This is a genomic window from Kribbella sp. NBC_00662, from assembly GCF_041430295.1.
GTDB lineage: Bacteria > Actinomycetota > Actinomycetes > Propionibacteriales > Kribbellaceae > Kribbella.
In genome coordinates this window covers 6,522,659-6,537,482 of sequence record NZ_CP109029.1, presented here as the reverse complement: position 1 = coordinate 6,537,482, position 14,824 = coordinate 6,522,659, and the positions used below count along the sequence as shown (strand labels likewise).

Here is a 14,824-nt window from a genome sequence, read left to right as displayed (position 1 = left end):
GATCGCCCCGGGGACTAGAGTTCCTGGTCCTCGGGGCGGATCCAGTTGAAGGTGCGTTGGACGGCGGCCTGCCAGTTGGCGTACTCGGCTTGGCGGCGGGCCGGGTCCATGTGGGGCATCCATTGGCCGGCGCGGTGCCAGTTGCTGCGGAGGCCTTCGAGGTCGGGCCAGTAGCCGACGGCCAGGCCCGCGGCGTACGCGGCGCCGAGGGAGACCGTCTCGGTCACCATCGGGCGTACGACGCGGACGTCGAGCAGATCGGCGAGGAACTGCATCAGCAGGTTGTTCGCCGTCATCCCGCCGTCGACCTTCAACGCGGTCAGCGCGATACCGGAGTCGGCGTTCATCGCGTCGACGACCTCGAGCGTCTGGAAGCCGGTCGCTTCGAGGACCGCCCGCGCCAGATGCCCCTTGGTGATGTAGCCGGTCAGCCCGGCGATCACCCCACGTGCCTCACTCCGCCAATGCGGCGCGAACAGCCCCGAGAACGCCGGCACGATGTACGCCCCACCGTTGTCCTCGACCGTGCGCGCCAGCGTCTCGATCTCGGCCGCGGTGTGGATCATCCCCAGCCCGTCCCGGAACCACTGCACCAGCGACCCGGTCACCGCCATCGAGCCTTCCAGCGCGTACGACGCCGCGTGGTCACCGATCTGGTACGCGACCGTGGTCAGCATCCCGTGCTTCGACCGGACGATCTCCTGCCCGGTGTGCAGCAGCAGGAACGACCCGGTGCCGTACGTGCACTTCGCCTCACCGGCGCTGAAGCACGTCTGCCCGAACAGCGCGGCCTGCTGATCACCGAGCGCCGCGCCGATCCGGACACCGGGCAGCACTTCGGTCGCCGTCGCGAAGACCCCGGACGAGGGCCGGATCTCCGGCAGGATCGCCCGCGGTACGTCGAACGCCTCGAGCAGCCGATCGTCCCATTCGAGCGTCTCGATGTTCATCAGCATCGTGCGGCTCGCGTTCGTCACGTCGGTGGCGTGCAGCCCGCCCTTCGCGCCGCCGGTGAAGTTCCAGATCAGCCAGCTCTCCATCGTGCCGAAGCGGATCTCGCCGCGTTCGGCGCGCTGCCGTAGCCCGGGCGTGTGATCCAGCATCCACTTGATCCGCGGCGCGGAGAAGTACGTCGTCAACGGGAGACCGCACAGCTCGGCGAACCGGTCCGGCCCTTCGGTGCCGGCGAGTTCGGTGACGAGCCGGTCGGTCCGGGTGTCCTGCCAGGTCACCGCGTGCCCGATCGGCTGTCCGGTCAACCGGTCCCACAGCAGGCTGGTCTCGCGCTGGTTCGCGATGCCGATGGCAACGATCTGCGACGGCGAGGCGCCGATCTGCTTGATCGCGGCGGGCACAACGCGGGTGACGTTGTTCCAGATCTCCCCGGCGTCGTGCTCGACCCATCCGGGCCGCGGGAACAGCTGGTGGTGCTCACGCTGCGCCACCGACACCAACCGCCCGCGTCGGTCGAACAGGATGCACCGGGTCGAGTTCGTCCCCTGATCCACCGCAGCCACGTATTGCTCAGCCATCAACGCAGCCCCCGATCACGGTCATGCGTCCTCCCGGAGGTCGCGGCCGATGGCTTCGGCGGTGGCGCGGACCATCGTGACCAGGTCCGCGCGGTGCCGCAGGCGGCTGTCGCAGATGCGCTCGACCCGGCCGGCCAGACCGACCGCGCCGACGACCAGGCCGCCGAGTCCGCGGATCGGCGCGGCGATACTCGCCAGCTCGACGGTGTGCTCCTCGAACTCGCCGGCCCACCCACGGGCGCGGACCGCCGCCAGCTCCTCGGCCAGCCTGGCGGGATCGGTGATCGTGCGAGTGGTGAACGCCTCGAGTTTCCGCGGCCGGGAGGCCCCGCTGGCGTCGTACGCGAGAACCGCTTTGCCCAGCGCGGTCGCATGCGGCGGCAGCGTCGTACCGACGTCGAGGTCCTGGTCGCTGTCGTCGGGCCGGAAGACGTGGTGAACCACGACGACCTTGCCCTCGACCAGCCGCCCGACGCGGACGACCTCACCGCTGCGGGACGCGAGCGAGTCGGCCCAATTGATCGCGCGGCTGCGGAGCTCGTTCGGATCGAGGTAGCTCTCGCCGAGCCGGCCGAACGCGTCGCTCAGGTGGTAATGCGCACCGCTGTGGTCCTGCTCGACGAAACCGACCTGGTGGAGGGTGCGGAGGATCCCGTGCACAGTCGTCTTCGCCAGCCCGAGTGCGTTGCCGAGGTCGGCCACCCCCAGCCCGTCAGGCGCGGCGGCGAGGAGTCGTAGCACCGCCGCGGCCCGCTCGATCGACTGCACAGTCCCCGGCACAACGGCAGATTACCTGTGAATCACTGGTATGGCTTCACCTCAGGAGTTCACTGCAGTACTCACTCTGCGATCACTCGGCAATCACCCGGCAATCACTCCGAAGCGATTGCTCGCAACACATTCAGACGTGCAGCACGGCGTGACGGCCAAACAGCAGCGAGTACGCCGAACAGCATCGCCGCCGCGACGGCCGCAACCAGCTGCAGCACCGGGATATCGCGGACATTGAGCCCGTTGTCGACCATCGCGGACTGGATCGCCGCCGCGACCCCGACACCGAGCGCCAGTCCCAGTAGCGATCCGAGCATCGTGATCGCGATCGACTCGACCCGGAGCATCCGGCTCAGCTGCGGGGTGTCCATCCCGACCGCCCGCAAGAGACCGATCTCACGGGTCCGCTCGACCACGCCGAGTCCCAGCGTGTTCACGATGCCGAGCAGTGCGATCAGTACGGCGAGCACCAGCAGGAACCCGACCGCGGCGAGTACGCCGTTCACTGGCTCGCGGGCCGCGGCGGCGTACGCCTGCTGGTCGCGGACCTGGATCGACGGGTAGTCCTTCGTCAGTTGGCCGACGAGATCGGCCCGGACCTGACCGACTTGGTTGCCGTCAGCAACATCGACGTACAGGAGGTTGTCGCTGGTCGCGCCGCCGATCGCCTGGTACGTCGGCAGCGAGACGATCACCGCGTTGAGCTGCCGGTTCGGTGCGACGATCCCACCGGCGGTCAGCTTGTGCGTGCCGGTCGCGGTGGCCAGCTCGAAGGTCTTGCCGACGGTCACGCCGAGGGTGGTCGCGAGGTTGCGGGGGAGGAGGGCCTGGCCGGAGCCGAGTGCGGCCGCGGAGCCGGAGTCGAACTTCGTCGTGATCGGGCCGTCGAGCGTGCCGTCGCTGACCCCGGTGACCTGGACGTTCGTCTTCCCGACCTTGCCGGTCTCGGTCCGGACCCGGTGCACGGAGCGGACCCCGGTGACGTTTTCCGTCCGGTCGCCGACCTGCGTGCTGAAGGACGGCGTGCCGTCGGTGGTGATCAGGATCTGCGAGGTGCCGAGCGCGTCGGCGATGTTCTGGTTGATCGACGCCTTCGCCGAGGCGGCGATCACCATCAGGCCGGCGATCAGCGAGACCGAGATCATCAGCGCGGACGCGGTAGCCGACGTACGGCGTGGGTTCCGCTCGGCGTTGCGGCGGCCGAGGGTGACCGGCGCCTTGCGGCCGAACGGGAACATGAGCCCGCGGACGACGTACCGGCTGAGGAGCGGGCTGAGCATCACGATGCCGATCACCGCGGTGCCGGCGCCGAGAACGATCAGTACGACGCCCGGCAGGCCGCCGGCGTTCAGGCCGATCGCGTACAGCAGGGCGGCCATGAGCAGGACGAAGGCGCCGACCAGGATGCGGATGAGCAGCGAGCGTTCGGGCACGGTGACGTCGTCGCGCATCGCCGCGATCGGCGGAAGCTTCCCGGCCCGGCGCGCGGCCGGCGCCGCGGCGGCGACCGTGACCCCGATGCCGATGATGTAGCAGGCGATGATCGTGGTCGGGGTGACCTGGAGCGACGCGGTCGGGATGCGGAGGTCGAGGGTTTCGTAGGTGAAACGGATCGCGACGGCCACGCCGATGCCGATCAACAGGCCGAGCGTGGAGCCGAGGAAGCCGATCACGACGCTCTCGGCGACGATCGAGCTGGTGACCTGGCCACGGGACGCGCCGATCGCCCGCAGCATCGCGAGCTCGCGGGACCGCTGCGCGACGACCATCGCGAACGTGTTGACGATCAGGAACGTGCCGACGAACAACGCGAGGCAGGCGAACAGCACGAGCACCGTGCTGAAGCCGCCGAAGGTCGTGTCGAGATCGTGCCGGCCGTCGGCCGAGACCTGCTTCGCGGTGCGGACCTTCACCGTGTCGCCGATGGTTTTCGAGATCGCTGTGCTGACGGTGTCTGCGTCCGAGCCTGGCTTGAGCGCGACCGTGATCGACGTCCAGCCCGCCTTGCCGAGCAGCAGGCGCTGAGCCGTCGCACCGTCGAACGTGACGAGTGGAGCGCCGGCGGCGGCTCCCGCGACAGCCGGCGTGGTGGTCCCGGTGAGCGTCGCGGTCAGCGCCTGGGTGGGCGTGACGATCTTGACCTGGTCACCGATCCCGTAGCCCGCGCGACCAGCGGTCGACTCGTCGAGCGCCAGCTGGCTGCCGCCGAAGGGCGGGGTGCCGTCGACCAGCCTGAACGGCGCGGTCCCGGCGTCCCGAGGCCAGGCTGCTCCGAAGCTGGTCAGCCCGTAGTTCTCGATCTTCTTGCCGTCCGGGCCGAGGATCTCGACGTCACTGACCATCAGCTGCGGGATCGCACTCGACACCCCGGGTACGGCGGCGACGCGGTCGGCGACCTCGGACTGGAACGTCGCCGGGCGGTCGGTGCCGGTCTCGATCGGCGACGACGGCGTGACGGTGATGTCCGCCGTACTGACCGCGAAGTTCTTCTTCAGCGCGTGCGAGAGCGTGTCGGTGAAGACCATCGCGCCGCCGGCGAAGGCCACGCCGAGCGTCACGGCGAGTGTGCACAGGACGAACCGGAGCCGGTGCGCGAGAACCGAGCGGAGGCCGAGCTTGAACATCAGCCCGCCACGTGTTCGGCAGGCTGACTCGTTTCGAGCTTCTTCATCGTGTCGAGCACCGTCTCGGCGGTCGGGTCGAGGAGCTCGGACTGCAGCGTGCCGTCGGCCAGGAACAGGACACGATCGGCGTACGACGCGGCGCTGGGGTCGTGCGTGACCATCACAACGGTCTGGCCGAAGTCGCGGACGGAGCGATGGAGGAAGTCGAGAACGTCCGCCGAGGAACGGGAGTCGAGGTTGCCGGTCGGCTCGTCCGCGAACACGACGTCCGGGCGGGAGACGAGTGCGCGGGCACAGGCGACACGCTGCTGCTGGCCGCCGGACAGCTCGGACGGCTTGTGGCCCAGCCGGTCGCTGAGGCCGATCGCGTCGATGACCGTGGTCAGCCACTCCTGGTCGGGCTTCCGTCCGGCCAGGTCGAGCGGGAGCGTGATGTTCTCGAGCGCGGTCAGGGTCGGCACCAGGTTGAACGCCTGGAACACGAAGCCGATCCGGTCCCGGCGGAGGTGCGTGAGCTGCTTCTCCGGCAGCGTCGTCAGATCGACGTCACCGAGCAGCACCTTGCCGTCCGACGGCTTGTCCAGCCCGGCGAGACAGTGCAGCAGCGTCGACTTCCCGGACCCGGACGGCCCCATGATCGCGGTGAAGCGGCCCTTCCCGAAGTCCACACTCACGTCGGCCAACGCATCCACCCGCGTCTGCCCGCCGCCGTACACCTTCCACACCCCGACCGCCCGAACCGCCACATCAGCCACGACCATGCGACGAACCGTATCGACCGAGGGTTCCTCCGGGTGGTGGAGGTGGTGGATCAGCCGTCGACCGTGATCAGGTCGATGCCGGCGGACTCGGCGGCTACCTCCTCGACCGACCGGGTAGGGAGTGGCGGGGGCGTGCCGCCCCAGGCAGGGCAGATGGCCTTGTGGTCGCACCAGTCGCAGAGCGGGCCGGGGCTGGGTCGCCAGTCGCCGGAGTCGAGGGCGCGGGTGATCGCGATCCAGAGCGCGGAGACCTTGCGCTCGCAGGCGCGTAGGTCGGCCTCGTCGGGGATGTAGCGGACGATCTCGCCGTTGCCGAGGTAGACCAGTTGGAGCATGGCCGGCACGACACCGCGCAGCTTCCAGAGCACGAGGGCGTAGAACTTCATCTGGAACAGGGCCTTGGCCTCGAAGAACTCCGACGGCGAGCGACCGGTCTTGTAGTCGACGACCCGGATCTCACCCGTCGGCGCGACGTCGAGACGGTCGACGTAGCCCCGCAGCACCAGACCTGAGTCCAGGGCGGTCTCGACGTACAGCTCGCGCTCGGCGGGCTCCAGGGCATTGGGGTCTTCGAGGGTGAAGTACTTCCCGAGCAATTGGTGGGCCTCGGCCAGCCATTTCGCCAGCTCTTCACCGCTTGCGTCTTCGGCGAACAGCTCGGCGACCTCGGGCTCTTCCTCGAGGATGCGCTGCCACTGCGGCTCGAGCATCTCCGCCGCCTGCTCCAGCGTCCGCTGCCCGCGCGGCAGGTCGTACAGGCGCTCCAGCACGGCGTGGACGACCGTCCCGCGCACAGCGGCCGCCGACGGCTTCTCCGGCAGCCGGTCCACGACACGGAACCGATACTTGAGCGGGCAGCTCATGAAGTCCGCGGCCCGGGACGGCGACAACGCCCCGCGCGGATGCACATGTGGATCGACCGCAGCTGCAACGCTCATACCGAAACCCTAGGCACAACCACCGACACTTCGCGCGCACCCCACTCCGCCCTGTGGAAAACCCAGCAAACTCCCAGCCGGCTTTCGGTGGACCATCGGCCCGACGCGCCACCCTGGACGTATGAACCGCCACCCACCGCCGAACCACGACCGCGGCCTGTCGTACGACCTCGCCACCCTCCACCGCCGCCGCTTCCTGGGGCTGGTCGCGGGCGCCGGCCTGATCGCCGTCGCGGGCTGCACCGACAGCAGCTCACCGACGAGCACACCCGGTGGGGCGGCCGGCGCCACCGGCGTGGACGAGATTCCGCCGGAGACCGGCGGTCCGTTCCCCGGCGACGGCTCCAACGGCCCGAACGTCCTCAACCAGTCCGGCATCGTCCGAAGCGACATCACCAGGTCCTTCGGCACAGCCTCCGGCCAGGCGACCGGCGTACCGCTCTCCGTCGAGCTCACCGTCCTCGACGCCGACAAGGACACCCCGCTCGAAGGCGCCGCGATCTACCTCTGGCACTGCGACGCCCAAGGCCGCTACTCCCTGTACTCCGACGGCGCGACCGAGGAGAACTACCTGCGCGGCGTCCAGGCCGCCGATGCCGCCGGCAAGGTCACCTTCACCACGATCTTCCCCGCCGCGTACCAGGGCCGCTGGCCGCACATCCACTTCGAGGTCTACTCGAGCGTCGACGACGCGACGAAGGCCGGCCAGATCACTCGCACCTCCCAACTCGCGCTCCCGAAGGACGTCTGCGGCACCGTCTACGGCACCGACGGGTACGACGGAAGCGCGCAGAACCTGAGCCGGACGTCGCTGGAGAACGACAACGTGTTCGGCGACGACGGCGGCGTACATCAGCTGGCGACGGTGACGGGAGATGTCGATCAGGGGTACATCGCGGCTCTGACGGTGGGTGTGTAGCACGGAGTTACGGACAGCCAAGTAGGTTTGGGTTGATGCCAGACTCGCGTGATCCCCAGAACCCCGCCCAGCCGGCCGGTCCACCACCGCCCGGGACGTGGGTGCTCGGTCGCGTCCGCGGGATCCGGCTGACGATGCGGTTCACCTGGCTGCCGGTGGCGATGCTGCTCGCGGTCGGGTTCGCGGCGATCATCCGGCAGCAGTTCCCCGAGCTCGGCGGCTGGCGGTACGCCGCGGCGTTCGCGTTCGTGGTCGCCTTCACGCTGTCGATCCTGGTCCACGAGCTGGCGCACGCGCTGATGGCGCTGCGGTTCGGCATCGGCGTCTCCGAGATCAACCTCGGCTTCTTCGCGGCCGGCACGCATATCGAGGGTGAGCGGAAGTCACCGCTCGAGGAGTTCGCCGTCTCGGTGGTCGGCCCGATCGCGTCGCTGGTCGTCGGCGGCCTCGCGTACCTCGGGTCCCGGGCGTTCGACGAGGGCGTCGGGTACGTCGCCCTGTGGGAGCTCGGCATCGCGAACCTGATCGTCGGCGTCACCAACCTGCTGCCCGGCCTGCCGCTGGACGGCGGCTGGGTGCTGCGCGCGATCGTCTGGAAGTTCACCGGCAACATGCACACCGGCACGATCGTCGCCGCGTGGGCCGGCCGGTTGCTCGCGATCTCGGTGCTGGCCGTGCCGGTGCTGCTCGAGGAGATCTGGGGCTGGCAGCCGTCGATGATCGATTTCATCATCGCGCTGCTCGTCGGCTTCTTCCTCTGGACCGGCTCGACCGCGTCGCTGATGCAGGCCCGGCTGCGGCGCAAGCTGCCGAGCCTCCAGGTCCGTACGCTGGCCCGCCGTGCCGTCGCCGTGCATTCCGGTACGCCGATCTCCGAAGCGGTCCGGCTCGCGGGCCAGACCCAGGCCGGCGCGGTCGTGGTCATCGACGGCGAGGGCAAGCCGCACGCGCTGGTGTCGGAGAACGCGGTCGCCGCGGTCGCCCCGAACCAGCGCCCGTGGACCACGGTGAGCGAGGTTTCCACCGCCATCGGCGCGGGCCACATCATCGGCGTCAACGACACCGGCGAGGAGATCCTCGCCACGTTGCGCGAGCACCCAGCCTCGGAGTACCTCGTCCTCGACGCGAGCGGCGCGGTGTACGGCGTACTCGCGACCGCCGACGTGGAACGCGCGTTCCGCTCGCGCTGATTATTCGGTTGCGGTGACCGAAAGTTAAGGTGAGCGCCTTATGGCTGACTTGCGTGACTTTCCCGACCAGGCGTTCTCCGGGGTCCATCACGGACCGCTGCAGGAGGGCGAGTGGATCACCCTGCAGGACTCGAAGGGCCGCCGGCACTCGGTCAACCTGGAGCGCGGGAAGATCTTCCACACCACCAAGGGCGGGATCGCGCACGACGACCTGATCGACGGCCCGGACGCGGTCGTGATCAAGTCCAAGGGCGGCGTCGAGTACCTCGCGCTGCGCCCGCTGATGGCCGACTACTCGGTGTCGATGCCGCGCGGCGCCGCGGTGATCTACCCGAAGGACACCGCGCAGATCGTCACGATGGCCGACATCTTCCCGGGCGCCAAGGTGGTCGAGGCGGGCGCCGGCTCCGGCGCGCTGACCACGGCCCTGCTCCGGGCCGTCGGGATCCACGGACAGGTGATCTCGTTCGAACGCCGCGAGGACTTCGCCGAGGTCGCGCGGAAGAACGTCACCGGCTTCTTCGGCGGCGAGCACCCGGCCTGGCGGCTCGAGGTCGGCGACCTGGTCGAGAAGCTGAACGAGCAGGACGTGGACCGCGTCGTGCTCGACATGCTGGCGCCGTGGGAGTGCGTCGACGCCGTCGCTGAGGCACTTTCACCCGGTGGCGTGTTCTGTGCCTATGTGGCCACCACGACGCAGCTGAGCCGGTTCGTGGAGACGCTGAGGGCACACGGCGAGTTCACCGAGCCGCGCGCGTGGGAGTCTCTCGTGCGAGACTGGCATGTAGAAGGCCTTGCGGTTCGTCCGGGCCACCGGATGCAAGGTCACACCGCCTTCCTGGTCACAGCACGAAGGATGGCGCACGGGGTGCAGGCACCCCGGAAGAAGCGACGCCCCGCGCCTGGCGCGTACGGCGACGACTATCTCGGGCCCCGTCGCGAAGAGGCCCGTCCGGAATCAACCGACGACATGCCGAAGGCAACTGGTTCATCCGCAACCGACACGTGATGGGATTCAGCTTGCCCGGCGAGGTTTTCTGGGTAAGGTCCATAGGGTCGAGCCCCACATGGTGAGGTGATGATCGTGGCTGGAGACGAGAGTCCTACCGCGGCAGAACTGCGTAACCAGGTCCGGTACCTGGAGGCCGAAGTCGCGGCGTTGCGACGGCGGCTGCTCGAGCACCCGGCAGACAGCCGGTCGCTCGAGAGCAGGCTGTCCGAAACACAGGCCTCCTTGGCGAGTGTCACCGCTCAGAACGAGCGGCTGGCCGACACGCTGCGGGAGGCGCGAGAGAAGATCATCGCCCTGAAGGAGGAGGTCGACCGGCTGGCGCAACCGCCGTCCGGATTCGGCACCTTCCTCGGACGTAATGAAGACGACACGCTGGACGTGTTCACCGGCGGCCGGAAACTCCGGGTCGCGGCGAGCCCGTCGGTGGACCTGGACGCGCTCCGGCTCGGCCAGGAACTGATGCTGAACGAAGCACTCAACGTGGTCGAGGCCTGCGAGTTCGAGGTCGTCGGCGACGTCGTGATGCTGAAGGAGCTGCTCGCCGACGGCGAGCGGGCGCTGGTCATCGCGCAGGCGGACGAGGAGCGGGTGGTGCGGCTTGCCTCGCCACTGCTCGACGTGCCGCTGCGGGCCGGCGACTCGCTGCTGCTCGAGGCCCGCTCCGGGTATGTGTACGAGAAGATCCCGAAGTCCGAGGTCGAGGAGCTGATCCTCGAAGAGGTCCCGGACATCGACTACACCCAGATCGGCGGCCTGACCGGCCAGATCGAGCAGATCCGGGACGCGGTCGAGCTGCCGTACCTGCACAAGGACCTGTTCCTCGAGCACGAGCTCAAGCCGCCGAAGGGCGTCCTGCTCTACGGCCCGCCGGGCTGCGGCAAGACGCTGATCGCCAAGGCGGTGGCGAACTCGCTGGCCAAGAAGGTCGCCGAGCGGACCGGGACGGAAGGACAGAAGTCGTTCTTCCTGAACATCAAGGGTCCCGAGCTGCTGAACAAGTACGTCGGTGAGACCGAGCGGCACATCCGCCTGGTCTTCCAGCGGGCCCGGGAGAAGGCCTCCGAGGGCATGCCGGTGATCGTGTTCTTCGACGAGATGGACTCGCTGTTCCGCACCCGCGGATCCGGTGTGTCGTCCGACGTGGAGAACACCATCGTTCCGCAGCTGCTGAGCGAGATCGACGGTGTCGAGGGCCTGGAGAACGTCCTGGTCATCGGCGCCTCCAACCGCGAGGACATGATCGACCCCGCGATCCTGCGGCCCGGCCGGCTGGACGTGAAGATCAAGATCGAGCGCCCCGACGCGGAGGCGGCCCGGGACATCTTCTCGAAGTACCTGACCAGCGGACTGCCGTTGCACGTCGACGACCTCGGCGAGTTCGGCGGCGACCGGCAGGCGTGCGTGGACGGCATGATCCAGCGCACGGTCGAGCGGATGTACACCGAGGCCGACGAGAACCGCTTCCTCGAGGTCACCTACGCCAACGGTGACAAGGAGGTCCTGTACTTCAAGGACTTCAACTCGGGCGCGATGATCCAGAACATCGTCGACCGGGCCAAGAAGATGGCGATCAAGGCCTTCCTGGACGAGAACCAGAAGGGTCTGCGGGTGCAGCACCTGCTCCAGGCCTGCGTGGACGAGTTCAAGGAGAACGAGGACCTGCCGAACACCACCAACCCGGACGACTGGGCCCGCATCTCCGGCAAGAAGGGCGAGCGGATCGTGTACATCCGGACGCTCATCTCCGGCAAGCAGGGCACCGAGCCGGGCCGGTCGATCGACACCGCGACCAACACCGGTCAGTACCTGTAAGACACCGCGAACCGCCCCTGGACCTCGTGTCCGGGGGCGGTTCGTTCGTCGGAGGGGGTAGACAAAACACCCGGTGCGATCGGGGGGTTTCCCTGATTGGTACGGCGGTCGGGCGGGCTTAGCTTGCTGTTATGGCGACGGATGAGGTGCGGAAGGACCTGCGGGCCGCGGTCGCGGCACGGCAGGAGCTGGGGCCGGAGTACGAGGCTGAAATCATCGACGGCTTCCTGGAGAAGCTCGATGCCCGAGATGCCCAGCGACGCGTCAGCCCGTACGCCGAGCCGGCCCCGCGGCGGCATCCGAGCCGCGAGACCGATCCCGGCGGCCTGGCGCTGGCGATCGTGTCGATCGTCGCGGCCATCCCGATCACCGCGATCGCAGCCGGCATGATCGGCCCGTTCGGCGTACTGATCGCCTGGATCGGCCTGGTCGGCATCAACTTCGCCCGCACCATGTCCCGCCGCACGCGCTAGCGGACCGGGATCTGCCGTCCCTGTGCGTCGAAGGCACGGACCTCCGTCGTGAGCTTCTGGCCGACGGTGAACTTGCCGTTCGCCTGGACCTCGGTGTAGGCGAAGCCGTCGTCGACGACTCCGTTGGTCCACGGGCCGGTCTTACCGTTCAGCACGTACCGCGCCTCGACCTTGGCGACATCGGGGTGCGCCCGGTAGAGCCGCCATGACTGCAGGGTGGTGAGGTCGTTCGTGAAGTCGCCGTCCGTGCTGCCGAGCGCCACCAGAGTGCGCTGCGCCGTGGGTTTGGTCCGCCAGGCTTTGTCGTCGATCCGCCCGACCGTCCCGATCGCGCCGAGCTTGCCGCTCGGCGGCGTGCGCGTCATGCAGTACCGGTACCCGAGCTTGGCGGTGAGAGGCGCCCCTCCGGTCCCCGGCTTGCGACCGCCGCGGATGCCCGTGGGCTGGACAGCGGCCTTCTTCGTGTTCAGTGCCAGTGCGACCAGCGAGGTGCTGTCCTTGGTGATACCCCGGACGTGACGGCTCCAGACGAGCTGGGCGGGACCCGCCTCGTCCGGGAACTGGCAGTCGGCGACGATCTTGGCCACGTCGGCCTGCGGTATCGGGCCGAGATCGACACCGACCTTGGCCTCGGGGGAGGCGAGCGGGGTCGACGTACCGGCAGCTCCTGTGTCGTCGGGTGACTTCTGGGTGACGACCAGCGTGCCGGCGACCACGGCGGCGATGGCTCCGACGGCGACCACTGGAGCGATCCACCGGCGGCCGGAGCGGTGATCGGCGGGCCGTGACCTGTCCATCACCTGATTACGGAGGCGGTGACGCTCGGCGGCGCTCAATGGGGGGACCCGCGGAGGCTCGAGTTCGGTGTTCATGACAGCTCCTCGGTGAGGGCGACCCGGCTGAGCAGGTCGGGGAAACGGCGACGGGTGCGGTGCAGCCGGGCCTTGACGGTTCCGACCGGTACGCCGAGGGCGTCCGCGGCTTCGGCTGTGGTGAGTCCGGACCAGACGACGAGCTCGAGCGTCTCGCGTTCGTGCCGGGGGAGTTCGGCCACGGCGCGACGGATCGCCGACATCCGGCGTTCGTCGTCCAGGCGGCGTGCGACGTCGGGTGCATGGTCGTCGTCCGGCGCCGGGTCAGGCAGGCGGGTGAGCAGGTTGCGCAGCCGGGCCGCAGTACGGGCCAGCGCCCGGCATTCGTTGCCGGCCACGACGAGCAGCCAGCCCCGAGCGCTCGGGGAGGTCAGCGGGCCCGGTGGGTTGCGCTGGAAGCGTCGCCAGGTGCTCAGGAACGTCGCCTGGACCACGTCGTCGGCAGTGCTCCAGGAAGCGGTCCGCCGGAACGCGAACGCCCGTACGTCGTCCGCGTACCGGTCGAACAGCTCGCCGAGCGCGAAATGGTCCCCGACACGCAACCGCTCCCACAGGTCCCGGTCGGATCCCGTAGCCATGGCCGGCTCCGTATCGTCAGTCAGGGTGATCTTCACATCCTCTAATGACCGGACACCGGACGGATGGTTGCATCACAGCCTGTTCAGGATGTCCCGCAGACCATCGGCGACGTCGCGGGGCAGGTCGAGGAGCAGGCCGCGGTGGACGCCGTACCAAGGGGAGAGGCGGGCCCAGTCTGCGGCGCGTTCGACCTGGTCAGGGCTGGGTTGGTACACCTCGATCAGACCGGCCCGGAGAGCTGCTGGTGCGCCGTTGAGGGGCCAGCAGAGGTCCAGTGCGGGGTCTCCGATGACGGCATCGGTCCAGTCGATGATCCCGGTGATCTGACCGTCGGTCATGAGGATGTGGTCGGGACCCAGGTCGCAGTGGATCAGAGAGGTCCGGACCAGGGCGACCCGGTCGAGCAGCTCGTTGGCGCCGGGCCGGGCGGCGGTGGGCAGCAGTGGCACGATCTGGGACCGGAACTGGTCCAGCTCGGCGGACTTGGCTGCGCTCGCGGCCTCGGCGTCCAGCGCTGCATGAGCCACGGCTTCGACGGGGTCCACAGCGTGCAGTGCGACGAGGAAGGCGCCCAGCGCGCGGCCGATCGCCGTGCCGCCGTCTTCGAACGGTGTGCCCGGGAGCATCACGTGGCGTACGCCCTCGTCGGTCAGCTCAGGCACGGGGACAGGGAGCGGGAGTTGCGGGGCGAGCCAGGGGAGGAGCGTGGCCTCGGCGAGCAGGCGCGGGCGGACCTCGGGTCGCCGTGGTGAGCGGTGGATCCACTCGCCCTCGATCCGGGCCTCGCTGTCCCAGCCCTCGAGGATCGTCACACAAGACTCCTGACGTACTCCCCGAGCAGGCCCTCTGCGTCAGGCATGAACGACCAGGACGGGTCGTCCAGCTTGGCTACGAGGTCGGCGGGGGACATCCAGGCACCCCAGTCGACCTCTTCCGGCTGGTGCCGCACCGGGCCGTCCCAGACGCAGGTGTACAGGTACGCGTGGTATTGCGTGTGGTCGTCGGCGTAGTCGCCCTCGGGCAACCGCGTCAGCTCGACGCCCGAGATCCCGAGCTCTTCCGCCAGCTCCCGTACGACGGCGTGGAACGGGTCCTCACCGGCCGCGACGACCCCGCCGGCGGTGAAGTCGTAGCGGCCCGGATACAGGTCCTTGATCGGCGTACGGCGGTGCACGTAGATGTCGCCGGCCGTATTCCGGACGAGCACTCCGGTGGCGGAATGCCGCAGGTTGTCGCGCCGCATCACGGACCGCGGCGCCGATCCGGTGACACGGTTGTCCTCGTCCAGGATCGCCACCAATTCGTCCACGGGCGCAGTCTCACATATGGGCGGCACAGGTA

Annotated in this window: 14 protein-coding genes; 5 read left to right on the top strand and 9 right to left on the bottom strand. The window is 69.0% G+C overall.

Going from position 1 to position 14,824, the window contains the following annotated elements:
• Nucleotides 1–14: 14 nt before the first annotated feature.
• The 5 genes from glpK to OHA10_RS32330 all read right to left on the bottom strand — a co-directional run bounded on the left by glpK (nt 15) and on the right by OHA10_RS32330 (nt 6,626).
• The gene (gene glpK / locus OHA10_RS32350; protein ID WP_371402552.1) at nt 15–1,532 is read right to left on the bottom strand and encodes a glycerol kinase GlpK; all 1,518 of its coding nucleotides are present in this window, start codon (nt 1,530–1,532) and stop codon (nt 15–17) included.
• 21 nt (nt 1,533–1,553) lie between these two features.
• Nucleotides 1,554–2,312, bottom strand: a complete 759-nt coding sequence (locus OHA10_RS32345) for an IclR family transcriptional regulator (protein WP_371402551.1) — start codon at nt 2,310–2,312, stop codon at nt 1,554–1,556.
• 92 nt (nt 2,313–2,404) lie between these two features.
• Complete coding sequence (locus OHA10_RS32340) at nt 2,405–4,927, bottom strand: ABC transporter permease (RefSeq protein ID WP_371402550.1); 2,523 nt, start codon at nt 4,925–4,927, stop codon at nt 2,405–2,407.
• Complete coding sequence (locus tag OHA10_RS32335) at nt 4,927–5,688, bottom strand: ABC transporter ATP-binding protein (RefSeq protein ID WP_371402549.1); 762 nt, start codon at nt 5,686–5,688, stop codon at nt 4,927–4,929. The genes OHA10_RS32340 and OHA10_RS32335 overlap by 1 nt, the downstream gene beginning before the upstream one ends.
• A gap of 50 nt (nt 5,689–5,738) precedes the next feature.
• A complete protein-coding gene (locus OHA10_RS32330; RefSeq protein ID WP_371402548.1) occupies nt 5,739–6,626 on the bottom strand; it encodes a RecB family exonuclease in 888 nt (295 codons plus the stop codon).
• A gap of 121 nt (nt 6,627–6,747) precedes the next feature.
• Between OHA10_RS32330 and OHA10_RS32325 the strand changes: the two genes are divergently transcribed.
• From OHA10_RS32325 to OHA10_RS32305, 5 genes are all read left to right on the top strand, one after another.
• Nucleotides 6,748–7,545, top strand: coding sequence for a 3,4-dioxygenase subunit beta (locus OHA10_RS32325; protein ID WP_371402547.1), 798 nt, complete (start codon nt 6,748–6,750; stop codon nt 7,543–7,545).
• A gap of 35 nt (nt 7,546–7,580) precedes the next feature.
• Nucleotides 7,581–8,735, top strand: a complete 1,155-nt coding sequence (locus OHA10_RS32320) for a M50 family metallopeptidase (protein WP_371402546.1) — start codon at nt 7,581–7,583, stop codon at nt 8,733–8,735.
• A 40-nt stretch (nt 8,736–8,775) separates the two neighbouring features.
• A complete protein-coding gene (locus tag OHA10_RS32315) occupies nt 8,776–9,744 on the top strand; it encodes a tRNA (adenine-N1)-methyltransferase (RefSeq protein ID WP_371402545.1) in 969 nt (322 codons plus the stop codon).
• A gap of 69 nt (nt 9,745–9,813) precedes the next feature.
• Nucleotides 9,814–11,559, top strand: a complete 1,746-nt coding sequence (arc, locus tag OHA10_RS32310) for a proteasome ATPase (protein WP_137256873.1) — start codon at nt 9,814–9,816, stop codon at nt 11,557–11,559.
• Nucleotides 11,560–11,690: 131 nt separating this feature from the next.
• A complete protein-coding gene (locus OHA10_RS32305) occupies nt 11,691–12,032 on the top strand; it encodes a hypothetical protein (RefSeq protein WP_371402544.1) in 342 nt (113 codons plus the stop codon).
• Here OHA10_RS32305 and OHA10_RS32300 read toward each other — a convergent pair.
• The 4 genes from OHA10_RS32300 to OHA10_RS32285 all read right to left on the bottom strand — a co-directional run bounded on the left by OHA10_RS32300 (nt 12,029) and on the right by OHA10_RS32285 (nt 14,792).
• Nucleotides 12,029–12,829: a hypothetical protein gene (locus OHA10_RS32300; RefSeq protein WP_371402543.1), complete on the bottom strand. Its 801-nt coding sequence runs from the start codon at nt 12,827–12,829 to the stop codon at nt 12,029–12,031. The two genes, OHA10_RS32305 and OHA10_RS32300, sit on opposite strands and share 4 nt — an antisense overlap.
• Nucleotides 12,830–12,900: 71 nt before the next feature.
• Nucleotides 12,901–13,482 (bottom strand): RNA polymerase sigma factor, encoded by a 582-nt coding sequence (locus OHA10_RS32295; protein ID WP_371402542.1) that lies wholly within the window; start codon nt 13,480–13,482, stop codon nt 12,901–12,903.
• A gap of 72 nt (nt 13,483–13,554) precedes the next feature.
• Complete coding sequence (locus OHA10_RS32290) at nt 13,555–14,295, bottom strand: phosphotransferase (protein WP_371402541.1); 741 nt, start codon at nt 14,293–14,295, stop codon at nt 13,555–13,557.
• Nucleotides 14,292–14,792 carry an NUDIX hydrolase gene (locus OHA10_RS32285; protein ID WP_371402540.1) on the bottom strand — a complete coding sequence of 167 codons (501 nt, stop codon included), beginning with the start codon at nt 14,790–14,792 and terminating at the stop codon, nt 14,292–14,294. The genes OHA10_RS32290 and OHA10_RS32285 overlap by 4 nt, the downstream gene beginning before the upstream one ends.
• Nucleotides 14,793–14,824: the final 32 nt, after the last annotated feature.